The organism is Streptomyces sp. NPDC048461 (assembly GCF_055587105.1).
Map to the genome: position 1 here is coordinate 137913 of NZ_JBVJGW010000013.1, position 16533 is coordinate 154445.

Here is a 16533-nt window from a genome sequence, read left to right on the forward strand (position 1 = left end):
GGCGACTGACACCACCGGGTGCTGATGTCATCGCCTCCTGATACCTGTCCGTCCGTCTGCTCGACCGATGCCCGCCCGCCTGGAGAAGAGAGCCCCGTGTCCGAGAAGCCCTCCGTCCTGTTCGTCTGCGTCCACAACGCGGGCCGCTCGCAGATGGCCGCCGCCTGGCTGACCCACCTCGCCGGGGACCGCGTCGAGGTCCGCTCCGCCGGGTCCGCTCCCGCCGGTTCGGTCAATCCGGCCGCAGTCGAGGCGATGCGCGAGGTCGGCATCGACATGTCCGCCCAGACGCCGAAGATCCTCACGATCGACGCGGTCAGGGCCTCCGACGTGTGCATCACCATGGGCTGCGGCGACACCTGCCCCGTCTTCCCCGGCAAGCGCTACCTCGACTGGAAGCTCGACGACCCCGCCGGCCAGGGAGTCGAGGCCGTCCGCCCGATCCGCGACGAGATCAGGATCCTGATCGAGGGCCTGATCGCCGAGATCGCCCCGGAACCCGTGGAGTGAGCGACGCTCCGGTCACCGTCCCTTGTCCTTCTTCCCCTTGGCCTTCCCCGGGCTCTCCTTCGTCTTCGCCGCCCCCGGCGCCTTCGCCGGGCGGTCCGTGACCGGCGGCGAGGAGTACGCACCGGTCGGGTCGGCGGATGCCCGGACGTCCCGTGGGGTGGTCGACGCCTCGTACGACGGCTGCCGGGTCGGCTCCGCAACGGCGGGAAGCGGTGGCACCTGCACCGACGGCTGAGACCCCACGGGTCCCACCGCCTCGGTGTTCCTCGGCGCCGAGGGTTCCTCGCGCGCGGGAGCGGTGGCAGGTGCGTTCCTCCCGGCCGGGATCCCGCCCATGGCCCAGGCGCAGCTGCCCGCGACGATCGCGGCCGCGAGCCCCAACCCCACCGCGCGGCGCCGACCGGTCACCCGGCTCCGCGGTGGTGCGGGCGTACGCGCGGCGCGAGCGGCGATCGCCGCGCGCGGGGACGTACGGGTGGAGGCGCCGGTGGGCGACGCGCCCACCGCGGCGAGGGGGCGCCGCGGCTGTGCGATCTCCTGCAGACGCTGCTGAACGGCGGCAGCGTCGGGGCGGGCCTGAGGGGCCTGGTCGGTCATCGCCTTCAGCAGGCGGGCCAGGCCGTCCGGCAACCCGTCGGGTATCCGGGGCTGACGCAGGAGGTGGGCGGTGCCGATCTCCACGGGGGTTCCCTGGTACTCGCGGTGGCCCGTGAGCGCTTCGAGCAGGGTCACTCCCATGGCGTATATGTCGCTGGCCGCGCTCGCGCCCTGCCCGAGGAACTGCTCGGGGGCCATGTAGGCGAGCGTGCCGACCAGGGTGTCGGACGCACTGTGGGAGTGGTCGTGCACGGTTCTGGAAAGCCCGAAGTCGGCCAGGTACGGCGCCCCTTCCTGACCCAGCAGGATGTTGGACGGCTTCACGTCGTGGTGGATCACGCCGTGGGCGTGCACGTGGTCCAGGGCCGACGAGATGTCGGCGCCGATCCGCGCGACGTGAACGGGGCTCAGGGGGCCGGCATCCATCCGGGCCCGCAAGGTGACACCGCGGATCAGTTCCGTGACCATGAAGGCGCCGTGCCCGTGACGTCCGGCGTCGTAGACGGTGACGAGGGCGCGGTGGGACATCCGGGCCAGCGTGCGGGCTTCGTCGCAGAAGCGATCGGCGGTGACGGTGTCCGCACCCGAGCGGAACACCTTGACGGCCACCTCACGGCCCAGGACCTGGTCGACGCCGCAGAAGACGTCGGCCGTACCGCCGGACCCGATGGGCCGCTGGAGCCGGTAGCGGCCGCCCAGCAGGACATCGTGCGGGGGCAGTGCTCCGTGCTCCGGGACGGACCTGGCCGTCATACGGGGTCCTCCTCCACTCGCGGGCGTTGGCGCGCTCCTACCCTTCGCACGTCGTGCCATTCAGCGGACTGGAGGATCCCGGGCGGACGCTCGGCACCGCCTGCCGGCGGGCGCCGCAGGCGCGTGACGTCACCGGCCGCGACCACGCCCCGGGCGCCGTCGGCGAGGGCCCCGGGGTCGTGCTCACGGTGCGGCCGGAGTGCCGGCGGCCGGCGTGGGAGCCGGCGTGACGGTGATGGCGCGGGCGGGGCAGGCCGTTGCCGCCTTCCTGGCCTTGTCCAGCAGGGCGTCGTCGGGGTGGCGTCGTAGAGGAGGTAGTCCTCGTCGTCGAAAGAGAAGACCTCGGGCGCCGCGAAGACGCACTGTCCGTGGCTCGCGCAGAGGTTCATGTCCACGGTGATCTGCATGAGTGGCTCCGGTGGGGGCGAGGACCGGCCCCGTTTCCGGGCCGGCGGGGAAGGTGGTCTCAGCTGACCGGGGGGTTGAAGCGCGAGTATCCGGGGTCGCTCCAGCGCAGCGGCGAGGCGGCGGAGATCTCCCGTACGTCCGTGACGGAGAACTCCACGAGGCGCTGCGCTCCGGGAATGCGGGACCGTTCCTCCTCGTCCCACACGGTGTGCGCGGTGCCGGAGAGGTGGAGGACGGAGCCCGTGGTCCAGTTCGGGAAGAGGATTCCGGCGGCCGGATTGAGCGCGAGGTTGCCGAGCGTCAGGAACATGGCGTTCCCGATGTAGTCGGGCCAGCGCAGCCGCGTCGGGGAGAGCACCTGGACGAAGCCGGGGTTGCCGCCGCGGTGGCTTGCGTCGGCATCGCCGCGGTCGGAGGCAGTGGCGACGAAGAAGGTGTCGGCTGCGCGCACCGTCTCCTGCTGGGCCGCGCTGAGCGCGGTGCCGGAGGTGACCGTGCGGGCCGCCGCCCGCGCCTCGGCCTCGGTAGCCCGCAGGATCCGGTAGTCCCGCTTCTGCAGGTATTTGGGGCAGTTGGCGATGACCTGGTCGAGCGCGACGCGCAACCCGCCGGCGCGCGGGAACGCCCTGCCGTTCAGGCGCATGCGACGGCGGGTGGCGGGCTCGATGGCGATCATGCCCAGCCGGACGGGCCGTTCCGCCTGCGTGGTCCCGGCGGGGGCGTCGGCCCGGCCGAGCAGGTCCGCGAGGGGATCGCCCGGCAGGGGGAGCGCGTCGACGGTGAGGGTGCGGGGGTCGGGCGCCCGCAGGAAGCCGGGGTCGCCGGTCAGCTGGGTGGCCCAGACGCGGCCCGCGCGGTCCGTGCCGCCGAGGATGATCATCGGCTGCTCGGCGAGGAAGTCCGCCGCCACGGCGGGGACGGACTCGCCGATGCCGCCCAGGGAGGAAGCCGCCGCGCCGGTGAGGTCGGCACGGTGTTGCACCAGGAGTTCGCCGGGATGGTAGCCGGTTGCCATGGCAGTTCCTTTCGTTGCGCCGCAACCGGGGATGCGGGCCCGCCCGGGCCCGGTCCCCGATCGCACCTTGGGGGCTGCTGGCCGCTCGTGTCTAGAAGAAGCCGCAGGTGGGCGCGCCCTGGGTGGGGGCGTCGGCCGGGTTGGCCCCGGTGGGGGCGTAGATCTCGAGGCGGATGCCGTCGGGGTCGGTGAAGAAGATGCCGCCGGAGGCGCCGTTCTCACCGTGCGGGACGACCCCGGCGTAGGTGAACTCGGCGTTCAGGCCGCGCAGGACCTCTTCGGTGGCACGGACTTCGTCGATGGTCTCCACCTGGAAGGAGAGGTGGTGCAGTCCCGGCAGGTCCGTGCCGAACGTGCCCGCGCTCTGCTGCCAGAGGGTGACGTGCATCCGGCCGTCGCGGCCGAGGAACGCCCAGCGACGGTCCTCCTCCTTGCCTTCCGCCAGCACCTCGAAGTCGAAGACCTCGCGGTAGAAGGCCAGGGAGCGGTCCATGTCGGTGATGTTCAGACCGACGTGCCCGGTCTGCAGGGTCTGTGCCTTGCCCATGCTGGATCACTGCTTTCGGTCGGGGTTTCGAGGCGCCCTCTCAACCACTGAAAAAGACTTTAGTGGTTAGAATTGAGGAGCGTCAACCTTTGATCTTCGGATGACCGGTTATGGTGGGCCGGGCATCCCCACGGAGAAGGAAGGAGCCGCCCGTGCCGCCACCCGCGGAGCCGGACCCCCGGCCACTGACCGGCGAACCGCTCTCCATCGATCTGCTCAACACCCGATGGATCGACGGCGACGGTCGGCACGATCTGCTGGAATCCGTCGAAGGACTGGCCGTCTGGCTCGCCGGCCCGATCGTCCGCCAGGAGCTCGGCGACCGGCCGGCCGTGGCCGACCGCCCGACGCTGGACGCGCTCCTCCAGGTCCGCGGCGCGCTCGACGCGCTCGTCGACACCCCGACACCCTGGGACGAGGCCACCACCGGCCCGCTCAACGCCGTACTGGAGCACGGTCGCGTACGCCGCCTGCTGCTCCCCGACGGTGCGGGTGCCACCGTCGAGGTGGACACGCCCTCGTGGCTGGTGGCGTGGACGGTGGCCGAAAACTTCCTCCACCTGCTCGGCGAGCGGCCCGAACGGGTCCGCTCGTGCGCGAACCCCGAGTGCATCCTGCACTTCTACGACGTCTCCAAGAACGGCACCCGGCGCTGGTGCTCCATGGCCGGCTGCGGCAACCGGGCCAAGGCGAACCGGCACTACGCGCGCCACAACCCCGCCTGACGGTGCGGGGCCGGAACGACCCTCCGACCGGAACCCGACCCGGGAGGGAAAATCCGCTGGACCGGAGCCCCGGTTCCTCTCAGGGATATCGGGTAAAAACTCACAAAAGGGATGCTCTCCTTCCTCGCGAGGAGGTCTAGGGATGGACCCCTGGCTGGTCTGGCTGATCGTCGCCCTGGTCCTGGGCGCGGTGGAGATCGCCACACTCACCGCCGCGCTCGGGCTGCTGGGCGGCGCGGCACTGGTCACCTCCCTGTGCGCCGCCGCCGGTCTGCCGCTGCCCGGACAGTTTCTGGTGTTCGCGGTCGTGTCGGCCGTCAGCGTGGTCTTCGTCCGCCCGGTGGCGCTGCGCCGCCTGTCGCCGACGCCGGACGGAGGCGGCCGCTTCGGCGTCGACGCCCTCGTCGGGCAGGCCGCCTACGTGACATCGGAGGTGTCGCGGCTGGGGGGCAGGGTCCGCATCGGCGGTGAGGAGTGGACGGCGCGGGCCTACGACGAGACGTTGGTGATTCCTCCCGGCGCGGCCGTCGACGTCATCGAGATCAAGGGCACCACCGCGCTCGTCTACCCCCGGGAGTGAGCCATGGAGATTTCCGCGTTCCTCGTAGCCGGTTTGCTCGTCGCGGTCCTCGCCGTCCTCACCGTGGTCCGGGCGGTACGCATCGTCCCCCAGGCCCGCGCGCGAAACGTCGAGCGGCTCGGCCGCTACCACCGCACCCTGAAACCCGGCCTCAACGTCGTCATCCCGTACGTCGACCGCGTCTACCCGGTGATCGACCTGCGCGAGCAGGTCGTTTCCTTCAAACCGCAGCCGGTCATCACGGAAGACAACCTGGTCGTCGAGATCGACACCGTTCTGTACTTCCAGGTGACCGACCCCCGCGCGGCGGCCTACGAGATCGCCAACTTCCTCCAGGCGGTGGAACAGCTGACGGTCACCACGCTCCGCAACGTCGTGGGGTCCATGGACCTGGAGAAGACCCTGACCTCGCGGGACACCATCAACAGCCAGCTCCGCGGCGTCCTCGACGAGGCCACCGGCAAGTGGGGGCTCAGGGTCAACCGGGTGGAGATCAAGGCCATCGACCCACCTCAGTCCATCAAGGACGCGATGGAGAAGCAGATGCGGGCCGAGCGGGACAAGCGGGCCGCGATCCTCGGGGCCGAGGGACAGCGCCAGTCGCAGATCCTCACCGCGGAGGGCGACAAGCAGTCCGCCGTCCTGCGCGCCGAGGGAAACCGGACCGCCGAGATCCTGCGGGCGGAGGGTCAGTCGCGGGCCATCGACGAGGTGTTCCAGGCCGTCCATCGCAACGACCCCGACCCCCAGCTCCTCGCCTACCAGTACCTCCAGATGCTTCCCCAGCTCGCCCAGGGGCCGGGCAACACGTTCTGGGTGATCCCGGGCGAGGTCACCTCCGCCCTCCAGAACGTGACGCGCGCCTTCTCCGAAGTCCTCCCCCAGTCCGCAGCGACCCGCGAGGCGTCCTCCGACGACCTGGCCGTCCAAGCCGCGAACGACGCGGCGAAAGCCGCGGAAGCGGCCGCCGAAGCCCTCGCCGACGCCGCGGAGGCAGAGGCGGGCAGCGGGTCCGCGGGACGCGGCGCCGGCGCCGGGGCCGGAGCCGGGGCCGGGGCCGGGGCCGCGCAGGGGCCCGGGGCACCGCACTGAGTCCGCTGATCCGGCGCACCGTCAGGTCATCGCGACGACGGCCTCGCCGGCCTGCGCGCGGCCTCTCGACGTACGACGTACTCCCCGGCCTCCCGGGTCAGATCGTGACCGGGCCGTGGGCGGTGGAGAACTCGACCGAGAGCAGGCCCGGTTCCTCATCCTCGACCCAGGTGACATCGATCTGGTCGAGGGGGTGGTCGGCCGGTTCGCCGAGGAATTCGGCGATGGAAGCGCCGTCGCCGGCGATGGAGACTCCGCGGATGGTGGTGGAGGTGCGCGGGTCGGCGCTCGGGCGCTGTTCGATGGGTACCAACCACTGGAGGAAGTACGGCAGTTGCGGGTCCTCCAGCAGTTCCAGCAGACCGATCTGCTTCCACCTCAGGTCGAACCCGTCGGGGCGGACACGGTGGCCCTCGGCCGAGGTACGGCCGAGGCGGGCCTCGACCGGGGCGATGTCGTCGACGGAGACCACCCAGCCGAGCCAGCCGCCGCCCTCGGCGGCACGGCGCGCGACCGCCTGGCCGAAGGGTGCGCGGTCGGCGGCGGGGTGGTCGAGCGTCGTGACGACCTCGACGTAGGCGCCGCCGCTCAGGGGGAGGATGAAGTTGCGGGTGCCGAATCGCGGATGCACGCCCCCGTCGACGAACCCGGCACCGAGGGCCGATCCGATCCGCTGGACGGTCGAAACGAAGCTGTCGCGGGCCACCGCATAGGACACGTGATCAAGTCGCACTGCCGCATCATCACCCCACAACCCGCACAAATCCCGCCGCCACGCCCGCCGCCCCGGCCGGGACGGCGATCAGCCCGACCTCGCGCGCGATTGAGTATGTTGACATAGCTATGCAGTCATACTTACATTGCCTGCATGGTCACCCCCAGCGCGTCCGAGCAGGACATCCGGCAGATCGCGTCCGCGATGTCGGCCGTTCTGCCCGCGCTGCACCGGGCGCTCGACCGGCGTCTTGCCCAGGACTTTCCGCACCCCAAGCCACCCGAGACCCAGCTGGCACTGCTGCGGCTCGTCGGCGAGCGTGACGGCGTCACGGTGCGCGAGGCCGCCGAAGTCCTGCTGATGAAGGCGAACAACGTGAGCGCCCTGGTCACACAGCTGGCGGGCCAGGGGCTGCTGGAGCGCAGGCAGGACCCGGCGGACAAGCGGGTCGCACATCTGCACCTGACGGCCGAGGCCCGCCACCGGCTCGACGAGGTCGGGAGCCTCGTGGACGGGTACCTCGTCGAGGCGCTGCGCACCCTCACGGACGGGGATCTCGACGCCATCGGGTCCGCTCTCGGCGCGCTCCGGGGCGTGGCGCGGCACGTTCACCCCGCCGCCCACTGACGGGCTCGCGTCCCCGCGGCCCGTCGACCTCCATCCTTACGAGGAAGCAAGGCACCCCCATGTCCTCCACCGCCGTGGACAGCTCCCCCCTGCCCGCACCCAGCCCGTCCGCCGCTCCGGTCGGCCGCCGCGCCAATCCCTGGCTGACGCTCGTCGCCGTCGCCTTCGGACTGTTCATGGTCGGCCTCGACGGCTCCGTCGTCGCGATCGCCAACCCGGAGATCGGCCGGGACCTGAACGCGTCCACCGCCGACCTTCAGTGGGTCACCAACTCCTACCTGCTGGCGCTGGCCGCCGCGCTGATCCTCGGCGGGAAGCTCGGTGACCGCTTCGGCCGGCGCACCTTCTACCTGGTCGGAGTCGTCGGTTTCACGCTCGCGTCGGTCGCCATCGGGCTGGCCGGGTCGATCGAGGGCGTCATCGCCTTCCGTGCCGTTCAGGGCTTCTTCGGTGCGCTGCTGATGCCCAACACGCTCGGGCTGCTGCGCGCGGTGTTCCCGCCGAAGAAGTTCGGGATGGCCGTGGGCGTCTGGGCGATGGTGTCGTCGGTGTCCACCGCGCTCGGCCCCATCGTCGGCGGGCTGCTCGTCGAACACGTCAGCTGGGAGTCGGTCTTCTACATCAACGCCCCGATCGGCGTCGTCGCGCTCGTCTTCAGCGCACTCGTCCTGCCGCAGAGCAAGAACACCTCCGGAGACCGGCGCTTCGACGTCCCCGGTGTGATCCTGCTCGCCATCGGACTGCTCGTCGTCGTGTTCGGCGTGGTCAAGGGCGAGACCTGGGGCTGGAGTTCAGGCCCGACGCTGGGCGCACTTGCCTCCGGCCTCGCGATCCTCCTGGTGTTCGGCTGGTACGAAACGCGGGTGGAGAACCCGTTGCTGCCGATGCGGCTGTTCCGCAGCCGCGCGCTGACCATCGGCACGATCATCACCGCGATCAACTTCTTCGTCCTGCTCGGCGTGATCTTCTTCGTGATGCTGTACCTCCAGAACGTCCGCGGCTTCACCCCCGTCGAGGCCGGCGTGCGCACGCTGCCGCTGAGCCTGGCGTCCGTGGTCGCCTCGCCGCTGGGCGCGAAGCTCACCGAGAAGTTCGGCGCCGGGCTGTCCATGCCGCTCGGCATGGTGCTCCAGGGCTGCGCGGCCTTCGGCGTAATCACTTGGGGCGTGGACTCGCCGTACGGCGCGATGTGGCCCCCCTTCATCGCCCTGGGCCTCGGCGTGGGCATGGTCATGGCCGCCTCCTCCGACGCCATCGTGGGCAACTCCCCGGTCAAGGACGCCGGCGTAGCGGGCGGCCTCCAGGCCACCGCGCTCCAGATCGGCGGCGCGCTGGGCACCTCCGTACTCGTGTCCCTGATCAGCAGCCGGGTCAACTCGACCCTGACCGCCGAACTCACCTCCGCCGGGGTGCCCGCACCCATGGCCGAGGGCCTGCACGAAGCCAAGGACGCGGTGGCCATGGGCATCTCACCCGTCTCCGGTGACATGCCGGCGCAGCTGAGGGCCGCGGTGATCGAGGGCAGCGGCCAGGCGTTCATCAACGGCGTGCACACCGCCGCGCTCGTCACCGGCACCCTGTGCGTCATCGGCGCCGCCCTCGCCGCAGCCGGCGTACGACGCAACCCGCAGAGCGCCCGCCCCTAAGAGGTCATCTCATTTAAGCATCGCGGGTACGGTCGGTCATGGTGGGGATCGTCGAGCGGCTGGTGCCGGACGAGTTGTGGGTGCTGTTCCAGCGGGTGGTGCCGGAGGCGCCGTCGCGGCCCCAAGGCGGGGGCGGCGCCGGCACGGTGACCGTGAAGTACTGGCCGCGATCGTGTTCGTCGCGACGTCGGGCTTACCTGGCGGCAGCTGCCCACGGCGTCGTTCGGCCCTTCGGCGGCGACAAGCCCACCGACGGTTCTCCGAGTGGAGCAAGGCCCGCGTGTGGGCCAAGCTCCACCGCCTGGTCCTCGACGGACTCGGCGCCCGAGGCGAGCTCGACTGGTCCAGCTGCGCGATCGACTCCGTGAACATGAGGGCCTTGAAAAGGGGGATCTGACAGGTCCGAATCCTGTCGATCGGGGCAAGTACGGCTCGAAGATCCACTTAATCACCGAGCGGAACGGTCTGCCCCTGTCCGTCGCAATCTCGGGCGCCAACCTGCACGACAGCCTGGCCCTCGAGCCCCTCGTTCGCGGCATACCACCCATCAGCTCACGCCGCGGAAGCCGACAACGCGAGCCCGGCAAGGTCCACGCGGACAAGGGATACGACTACGCCCACCTGCAGCAATGGTTACGCGGACGCGGCATCAAACACCGCATCGCCCGCAGAGGTATCGAATCCTCACAACGGCTCGGCCGCCACAGATGGGTCGCCACAAGGACCATGTCCTAGCTCGCCGGCTGCCGACTGCTGCACCGCCGCTACGAACGCAAGGCCGAGCACTTCCTCGTCTTCACCAGCCTCGCCTGCACCCTCATCTGCTACCGCAGACTGGCCGAATGAGATGACGTCTTAGAAGGCGCCTGCTCTATCCACTGAGCTACGGGGGCTGACCTGCGAGAACGCAGCTTCCGAACGCGAGTCTTATGGCGCTGTGCCACACATGCGCCACAAGGGTACGTGTGGGGCGGTCGGCCTCGGCGTCTCACAGAAAATTTTTACGTCCCCGAAAGCGGGGATGGAAACAATTCGGTCTTCGCCGCTGCTGTGGCGTCGTATCGGGATGCATGGGGTGCTGAGACTCAGGCTGTTCTACGTGAACGGTGGGGCACGGTGGAGATCACCGCGCGGTCGGCGGAGCTGAAACGCCATCTGCAGGAGGTAGTCGGGGGGGAACATGGAGCTCCTCCTCGGGGTCCGGTTCCTGGCGAGTGAATGCAGCACGGCGCCGGTTGGCTCTGCTCCCCAGGTTCCTCAAGCACACCGGAGCGCGGTCTCGCCGCAGCGTGCGGCTGACCTGGAGGTCCATTCGTCTCACGCGAGAGATTGTCCATTCCGATGGAATCTCAAAACTCTTGAGATAATATCGCCCAGTCCGATCAGCTGGTCACATGGTCGAGCTGGAGGTTTCGTGTCCATGGCGATCATGCGAGACCTGCGTCCGGAACTGCGCTTGACGACGCCGGAGGAGCTCGCGGCCTTCGAGCATGACCTGTTGTCCGAGTTCGTGCTCGCCCGGGCTTCGGTCGGCATCAGCGACAGGACGGTCGCCGGTGACGTTGACGTGATCACCGAAGCGCGCTCACGGTTCACGCACCCGCTGAGGGAGATGGAACCTCGCGATCTGGACCAGCTCTTCGTCCGACATCAACGGGGCATGGCTCATGCCACAAAGGTCCACAAGGCGCACGCTCTCATCGTGTACTCCGAGTTCCTTGACCTACGGAACAAGCCCGCCATCCACCAGAACGGCCGCAGCAACTCGGCACTCCTGAGGGTCAGATCGGCCTCGAACTCTTTGGAGGCGAAGCCCTTGTCGGAGATCATCAGCAGCCCCGGCCGGATCGTGACGGTCTCGGGTTCGCGGCCGGGCATCGCGTTCAGCACCTCACGCTCGTCCATCTTCGGGTTCGCCGGAGCCCACAGGATCGGCAGGGCGTCCGGGGTGCAGGCGCAGGCCCCAGAAGAACCGGCTGTGGCCGGCGCGGTACCCGCATCCGGCCCATCCGGCCATGTCCGACCGCTTCACGGTCGGACGAGAGCGGCCGCATTCCACCGGCGTGGAGTGAGCAGCCGTATTTCCTTCTTGACCAGTGGAAACGCGGCGCGCAGCCGCTTGTTCCAGCCCGGCTGCCCGGGCACGTACGGGAACATCCCACCCAGGGGACGTCTACGAACCGTAGTCGCCGCGACTCTGAAGTGACACCCAGCGGCGCCTGTGCCACAGCCAGGCGGACGAGCTCGGAATCCGCCAGCAGGGCGTCCAGGTCGTTCGTCACACAACAATCTCGGACGCTCCGCCTGCTTTCCCGGACACATCATCAACATTCGGAATAACTCATCCAATAGAGGTTCATCCACTATGAAAGACGAGTGTATCCGCTTCTTCCGAACTTTCGGATATCGGGTGTTCCGAAACCTCCTCGCCGAAGAGATCGACCACATAGCAGGGGACTTCGACCGCCTTATGGGTACGAGCCAAACTCTCGACCAGGAAGGTAAGCCGACGCGAACGCTGCACTGGCAGGCACTCGATTCTTCGTCACGCCTTTCGTCGCTGATCGATAGCCCCAAGGTAGTCGGAATCTTCGATGCACTGCTGGGATCGGATTGGCAGTACTTCGGTAGCGTGGCGAACCACTACACCGGCAACACGGGTTGGCATACGGATGATTTCTCATTCCATGACAAGGCCAAGATCGCGATCTACCTTGACGAGACCGGACCAGGACGAGGCGGTCTGAGTGTCATTCCCAGGACGCATGTTCCAAGTCTCGAGGTCGTCGAACTGCAGTTGGATGTGGGTATGAGCGAACGCGCCCTCGGTGTCCCTGGAGCCTCCGTGCCCTGCACGACTCTGAACACGCAGCCTGGTGATGTCGTTGTGTTTCATCAGAACCTCATGCATTCCTCGTGGGGAGGCGGCGACAAGCGCAGGATGCTGAGCATCAATGCCCATGCTCGATACGACGACGAAGAGTTGCTTCTGGACAACGTTCTTCGCACAGCTCGTTTTCGGCCACTGTCCGTATACGGGCCTTTCATGAACTGCACGACCATGCCGATGTCACGTCGGGTCCATCTCGAGCAAATGCTCCGTCATGAGAACCAAATGCTTGCGGAGGTGGACCGGATCGTCCGGTCCGTCCCCAGCGGAGCCGTCGACCTACTCCCCGATATGAGCAGCAACCATGATCGCGAGGCCGCGGCGGAGGAGTTCGCCCGGGACACCGACTATCGCTCGACGGTGGCTGCTCTGAAAGCAGAGGCTGGCGCGTGACCTTCTCAGATCCGGCGCTAGAGGACGGCCATGCAGCCGGCGGCCAGGTCTCTCCGACGGCGCGTTCCGCGCTGGATCTGTCGGATGTGGATGACCTGATCGCCGAGAGGCCGAGCGTACTCCTCGTGGGGCTGGGTAAGGCAGGCGGTCGGTTCCTGCGGTCACTCCGATTTCTCGACGAGACCTGCTCGGCCCTGGACTTGGCCGGGGTCTGCGACACCGACGGTTTGCGCTTTGGCCAGTTGCAGGGGTCTTCGACCCGATGCTTCACGGATCTGCGCACGGCTCTCGAGGAGATTGCACCCGATGTGGTCTGTGTGTGCATTAACGAGGTCGGACACTACGACGCATTGGCAATGATTGCGGAGTTCCCGTCGGTGCGCGCCGTTCTGTCCGAGAAGCCACTCACCGAGACACTTGCCCAGTGCGAGGCAGTGATCGATCGCCTCGGGGATCGACTGATCTGCGTCAACTTCGTCGAGCGCTACAGTCCTGTCGTGGAACAGTTTCAGGAGTGGAGCGCCTTCCACGACGCATGGATACTGCGCGCGGAATTCCACTGGGGCAAGTACCGTTTCATGGATCCACGTCCGACGATGGGCGTGCTGTCGGAAATTTCACATCCGGTCGATCTGGTTCGGACCCTGATCGGAGCCCGGCCGGACGCGATGTTTTCGGTCCGCGCCGCGTCGGGCAGCCGGAGCCGCTTTTCCGTGGTCGACCGCGCGCTCCTCGACACGGTCGACGTCGAATACACGATCGACGGGGTTCCGGTACGAGGCCACTCCTCATTCCTCTGGGAGGGCCGCGACCGGCGCATCGTGCTCTATGGCCGTACGGGCCTCGCCGGTGCTCTCTTCCAAGCGGTTCTCGCCTTCGACCGGCCTAGCTGGGATTGCGACAGCCTGCGGGTCACGCGCGTGGACGAGTCCACCGGGGCGCGCGAGGAGGTCTTCGCGAGCCACTGCGACCAGGACGACTTCCCGCGGGACCTGAGGCATATCTTCAAGGTCACGCGCTTCTGCGCGATTGCTCTCCGAGCGTTGTACCAGCCGGAGTACGGCGCGCAGTTGGCCCTCGCCGAGGACGCGTGGTGGGCGCAGCGGGCCATCGATGCGTTCAGCGAGACGATCGGGGGTGGCGATGCAATCGGATTCTAGGGACGAGTTCACGATCGGGGTCATCGGGTCGGGCTTCGCCGCCCGGACCCTCGTCGCGGCCGCGACCGCGTCGCCGCGAGTGGGCCGTGTCGTCGTCACCGGCGGGAGCAGGGTGGAGGAACTCTGCAGTCGCTACGGGGCCCGGGCGGGAGCGTCGGTCGAGGACGTGCTTGCCTCGGCAGACGCGGTGGCCGTGGCCACGCCGCACGAGACCCATGCCTGGCTGGTCGAGCAGGCGCTGGCGTCCGGCGTTCATGTCTTCTGCGAGAAGCCGTTCGTGACCGTTTCGGCGGAAGGCGAGAAACTGATCGCGGACGCGTCTCTCCGCGGCTTGACGCTCTCGGTCAATCACTTCCAGCGGTATCGCGGCCCTCATCGGGCAGTCAGCGACTTCCTGGAGCGCGAGGGAGTGCGGTTGATCGGTGGCCAGGCCCGTCTGATCGAGCACGCGGGTACGCAGCCGTGGAAGGCCGAGGCGGGCAGTCGCGGGTTCATGCTCGGCTATGGCGTCCACGTGATCGACCTCCTGCACACGTGGACGAAGGTTCCGTGCGTCGAGGTCAAGGCCCGCAGCATGCGGGTTCAGGGAGTTGAGCGCGCGACGGCGGCGATGTTGAGGTTCGCTGACGGCCAGGAGTTCTCCGTGTTCGCCTCCGACCTGTTGGCGGAGGAGGCCGATACGCAGCCGGGTCGCACCCAGCTGGCCTTCGAGCTCTTGACCCAGGTCGGAATGCTCCAGGTGGACTCTTACGGCTCGACCGTGCTGCACGCCGCCGATCACGCGCGGGAACTCGGCCGCCTGGGTACCTGGGACGATTTCGACAGCTCGGTCCGGCTCTCCGCCTACCAGCAGGCAGTGGACCAGTTCGTAGTTGCGTGCACGAGTGGCGAAGAGCCTGAGTTGACTGCGTCGGCCGCGCTTCACGCAGTCCGGGTCTGCGAGGCCATCGAGGTATCGGCGGGGCAAGGAGGCGACCCGGCATGCGTGTAACCGCTGTGGACGTGATCATCAATGGCTTCGATCTCGACGAGCCCCTTTTCGACGCGCGCTCATGCATCGCCCAGCGCCATCAGGTGCTCGTCCGGATCGAGGCCGAGGACGGTTCGGCCGGATGGGGCGAAGCGGCAGCGTTCGGCGGAAGTCACGAACTTGTGGCAATGGCGATCAAGCAGCTGGCAGCTCCCTTGATCGGACATCCCGCCCGCCCGCGCGAGACGGCTCGCTCCCTGCTCCGGAACACCGCCCACTACGGCCATGTGGGCGTCGTAGTCTCCGCGATCTCGGGCATCGAGACCGCTCTGTGGGACTTGCAGGGCGCCGCGTCAGGGCTGGACCTCAGCGCGCTGCTGGGAGGCGAGGCGCGCCCGGTCCGCTGGTACGGCACCACGGGGTTCTACCGGGGTGGGAGCCGCGCCGATGAGGTCACGGCCCTGCGCGATGATCTTGCCGCCGCGCTGGACAGCAACCCTTCAGGTCTGAAGATCAAGGTCGGTCGGCACGGGGTTGAGGAGGCGATCGGGCGTGCTCACCAGGCACGTGCGGCGCTCGGGCCGGAACGCCTGCTCATCCTCGACGCGAACAATGCGTTCACCGTTCCTGAAGCGCTCCGGGTGATGTCCGGTGTCCGGGAACTCGACATCCTGTTCTTCGAGGAACCCATCCCGTTCGGCAACCCGGACGCGAGTCGCGAGCTCCGGCTCAGTGGCGCGGTGCCCGTCGGCGGCTACGAACTGGACCCGACCTTCGCCGGCTGCCGCCGCTATCTGGAGGCGCGCGCGGTCGACTACATCCAGCCGGACGCGAGCTGGTCGGGCGGGATCGCGGAGACGATGGCCATCGCCGACCTCGCCCACCGCCTGGATTTGGGTTTCGTCCCGCACAACTTCTCCTCGATCGTCGCGACCGCCGCCAACTACCACGTCGTCAGTGCAGTCGGGGGAGACCTGATCGAACTCGACCTCACCGGAAACTCCGCGTCCGATCCGTCCGTGCTCAGAACGATGGGCTGGCGGATGGAGGGCGGATACCTGCAGGCGCCCTCCTCGCCCGGACTGGGTCTTGTGAGCGTCGGAGAGTGGGCAAGTCATGCTTGAGCAGCACGGTCTGACCATTGTCCTCGGCGCGTCGTCGGGCGTAGGTGCGGCGCTTCTGGAACGCCTCCACGGCGAGGGTGCGCAGGCGGTGGGGTTCAGTCGCAGAGCGGAATCCTCCTTCGGCCGGTCGCTGGTCGTCGCCGATGTGACGGACCGTGCCGCGCTCGTGGGCGCCGTCGGCGGGCTCGAGGGGCCGGTCGAGTCAGTCGTGAACTGTGTCGGTGTCGGGTTCTACGCGCCCTGGGATTCGGACGGGTCGCCGGAGTGGTCCGAGATGGCGGCCACCAATGTCGCGGGTTTGGCCAACGTCCTCTCCGTGGTGGGAACTCTCGACCCGGATCCGGAGAACTACCTGCATGTCGGTTCCCTCGCGGCTCACCGACCGTCAAACTCACCAGGCAACGCCGTGTACTCCGCGACCAAGGTGGCCGGGCGAGCGATGGTCAACGACTTCCGGAACTGGTCTGTCAGCGCGGCGCGGGCCACGCGGGTGGCGATGCTCTCGCCGGCGCTCATCAACGGCACCGGCTTCGATGCAAACTTCTTCCGTGCCGATGAAACGGCGCGGACTCCGCTCTACGAACGGCCGCATCTGGCCATCGAGGAGGTTGTCGATGTGATCGTCCGGATGCTGGCGACGCCCCGTCACCTGGAGATCTCCGACCTGGTCCTCCGGCATCGTCTCCAAGAGGACTGACCGATGGATCCGAGTGTCGGTAGGGCGAGCCGGACTCTCGACCTGTCTCGCGGGGAGATCCCGTGGGGGGTCCTTTCTTCGCAC

Annotated in this window: 17 protein-coding genes and 3 pseudogenes; 14 read left to right on the forward strand and 6 right to left on the reverse strand. The window is 68.5% G+C overall.

The window, feature by feature from the left end:
* Positions 1-96: 96 nt before the first annotated feature.
* A complete protein-coding gene (locus tag ACZ6S8_RS23115) occupies positions 97-510 on the forward strand; it encodes an arsenate reductase ArsC (protein ID WP_469458571.1) in 414 nt (137 codons plus the stop codon).
* Positions 511-522: 12 nt separating this feature from the next.
* On the opposite strand, the gene ACZ6S8_RS23120 is transcribed toward ACZ6S8_RS23115, so the two are convergent.
* Positions 523-1860, reverse strand: a complete 1338-nt coding sequence (locus tag ACZ6S8_RS23120; protein ID WP_469458572.1) for a serine/threonine-protein kinase — start codon at positions 1858-1860, stop codon at positions 523-525.
* A 53-nt stretch (positions 1861-1913) separates the two neighbouring features.
* Between ACZ6S8_RS23120 and ACZ6S8_RS23125 the strand changes: the two genes are divergently transcribed.
* Positions 1914-2090, forward strand: coding sequence for a hypothetical protein (locus ACZ6S8_RS23125; RefSeq protein WP_469458739.1), 177 nt, complete (start codon positions 1914-1916; stop codon positions 2088-2090).
* Between the two features lie 123 nt (positions 2091-2213).
* On the opposite strand, the pseudogene ACZ6S8_RS23130 reads toward ACZ6S8_RS23125, so the two are convergent.
* From ACZ6S8_RS23130 to ACZ6S8_RS23140, 3 genes and pseudogenes are all read right to left on the reverse strand, one after another.
* Positions 2214-2267 (reverse strand): annotated as a pseudogene (locus ACZ6S8_RS23130) (ferredoxin); the annotation flags it as partial.
* 59 nt (positions 2268-2326) lie between these two features.
* Complete coding sequence (locus ACZ6S8_RS23135) at positions 2327-3283, reverse strand: pyridoxamine 5'-phosphate oxidase family protein (protein ID WP_469458574.1); 957 nt, start codon at positions 3281-3283, stop codon at positions 2327-2329.
* A 91-nt stretch (positions 3284-3374) separates the two neighbouring features.
* Positions 3375-3830: a VOC family protein gene (locus tag ACZ6S8_RS23140; RefSeq protein WP_469458576.1), complete on the reverse strand. Its 456-nt coding sequence runs from the start codon at positions 3828-3830 to the stop codon at positions 3375-3377.
* A gap of 152 nt (positions 3831-3982) precedes the next feature.
* Here ACZ6S8_RS23140 and ACZ6S8_RS23145 point away from each other — a divergent pair, with 152 nt between their 5' ends.
* From ACZ6S8_RS23145 to ACZ6S8_RS23155, 3 genes are all read left to right on the forward strand, one after another.
* On the forward strand, positions 3983-4555 hold the full coding sequence (locus ACZ6S8_RS23145) for a CGNR zinc finger domain-containing protein (RefSeq protein ID WP_469458578.1): 573 nt from the start codon (positions 3983-3985) through the stop codon (positions 4553-4555).
* A 142-nt stretch (positions 4556-4697) separates the two neighbouring features.
* Positions 4698-5135, forward strand: coding sequence for an NfeD family protein (locus ACZ6S8_RS23150; RefSeq protein WP_469458579.1), 438 nt, complete (start codon positions 4698-4700; stop codon positions 5133-5135).
* A gap of 3 nt (positions 5136-5138) precedes the next feature.
* Positions 5139-6227: an SPFH domain-containing protein gene (locus ACZ6S8_RS23155; protein ID WP_469458581.1), complete on the forward strand. Its 1089-nt coding sequence runs from the start codon at positions 5139-5141 to the stop codon at positions 6225-6227.
* A 97-nt stretch (positions 6228-6324) separates the two neighbouring features.
* On the opposite strand, the gene ACZ6S8_RS23160 is transcribed toward ACZ6S8_RS23155, so the two are convergent.
* Positions 6325-6960, reverse strand: coding sequence for a VOC family protein (locus ACZ6S8_RS23160; RefSeq protein WP_469458583.1), 636 nt, complete (start codon positions 6958-6960; stop codon positions 6325-6327).
* Positions 6961-7095: 135 nt separating this feature from the next.
* On the opposite strand from ACZ6S8_RS23160, the gene ACZ6S8_RS23165 reads away from it, so the two are divergent.
* The 4 genes and pseudogenes from ACZ6S8_RS23165 to ACZ6S8_RS23180 all read left to right on the forward strand — a co-directional run bounded on the left by ACZ6S8_RS23165 (position 7096) and on the right by ACZ6S8_RS23180 (position 9950).
* Positions 7096-7569, forward strand: a complete 474-nt coding sequence (locus ACZ6S8_RS23165; protein WP_469458585.1) for a MarR family winged helix-turn-helix transcriptional regulator — start codon at positions 7096-7098, stop codon at positions 7567-7569.
* A gap of 59 nt (positions 7570-7628) precedes the next feature.
* On the forward strand, positions 7629-9215 hold the full coding sequence (locus ACZ6S8_RS23170) for an MFS transporter (RefSeq protein WP_469458586.1): 1587 nt from the start codon (positions 7629-7631) through the stop codon (positions 9213-9215).
* Between the two features lie 172 nt (positions 9216-9387).
* Positions 9388-9453, forward strand: a pseudogene (locus ACZ6S8_RS23175) (hypothetical protein); the annotation flags it as partial.
* Between the two features lie 233 nt (positions 9454-9686).
* Positions 9687-9950, forward strand: a complete 264-nt coding sequence (locus ACZ6S8_RS23180) for a transposase (RefSeq protein ID WP_469458734.1) — start codon at positions 9687-9689, stop codon at positions 9948-9950.
* Positions 9951-10967: 1017 nt separating this feature from the next.
* Here ACZ6S8_RS23180 and ACZ6S8_RS23185 read toward each other — a convergent pair.
* Positions 10968-11473: pseudogene (locus ACZ6S8_RS23185) on the reverse strand (transposase family protein); the annotation flags it as partial.
* Between the two features lie 107 nt (positions 11474-11580).
* On the opposite strand from ACZ6S8_RS23185, the gene ACZ6S8_RS23190 reads away from it, so the two are divergent.
* From ACZ6S8_RS23190 to ACZ6S8_RS23210, 5 genes are read left to right on the forward strand one after another with little or no spacing between them, the layout of a single operon-like run.
* A complete protein-coding gene (locus ACZ6S8_RS23190) occupies positions 11581-12498 on the forward strand; it encodes a phytanoyl-CoA dioxygenase family protein (RefSeq protein WP_469458588.1) in 918 nt (305 codons plus the stop codon).
* Positions 12495-13658 carry a Gfo/Idh/MocA family protein gene (locus ACZ6S8_RS23195; RefSeq protein WP_469458590.1) on the forward strand — a complete coding sequence of 388 codons (1164 nt, stop codon included), beginning with the start codon at positions 12495-12497 and terminating at the stop codon, positions 13656-13658. The genes ACZ6S8_RS23190 and ACZ6S8_RS23195 overlap by 4 nt, the downstream gene beginning before the upstream one ends.
* Complete coding sequence (locus tag ACZ6S8_RS23200) at positions 13642-14649, forward strand: Gfo/Idh/MocA family protein (protein ID WP_469458736.1); 1008 nt, start codon at positions 13642-13644, stop codon at positions 14647-14649. The genes ACZ6S8_RS23195 and ACZ6S8_RS23200 overlap by 17 nt, the downstream gene beginning before the upstream one ends.
* Positions 14640-15752 (forward strand): mandelate racemase/muconate lactonizing enzyme family protein, encoded by a 1113-nt coding sequence (locus ACZ6S8_RS23205; RefSeq protein ID WP_469458592.1) that lies wholly within the window; start codon positions 14640-14642, stop codon positions 15750-15752. The genes ACZ6S8_RS23200 and ACZ6S8_RS23205 overlap by 10 nt, the downstream gene beginning before the upstream one ends.
* Entirely contained in the window at positions 15745-16449 is a 705-nt protein-coding gene (locus ACZ6S8_RS23210; protein WP_469458594.1) for an SDR family oxidoreductase, read from the forward strand. The genes ACZ6S8_RS23205 and ACZ6S8_RS23210 overlap by 8 nt, the downstream gene beginning before the upstream one ends.
* Positions 16450-16533: the final 84 nt, after the last annotated feature.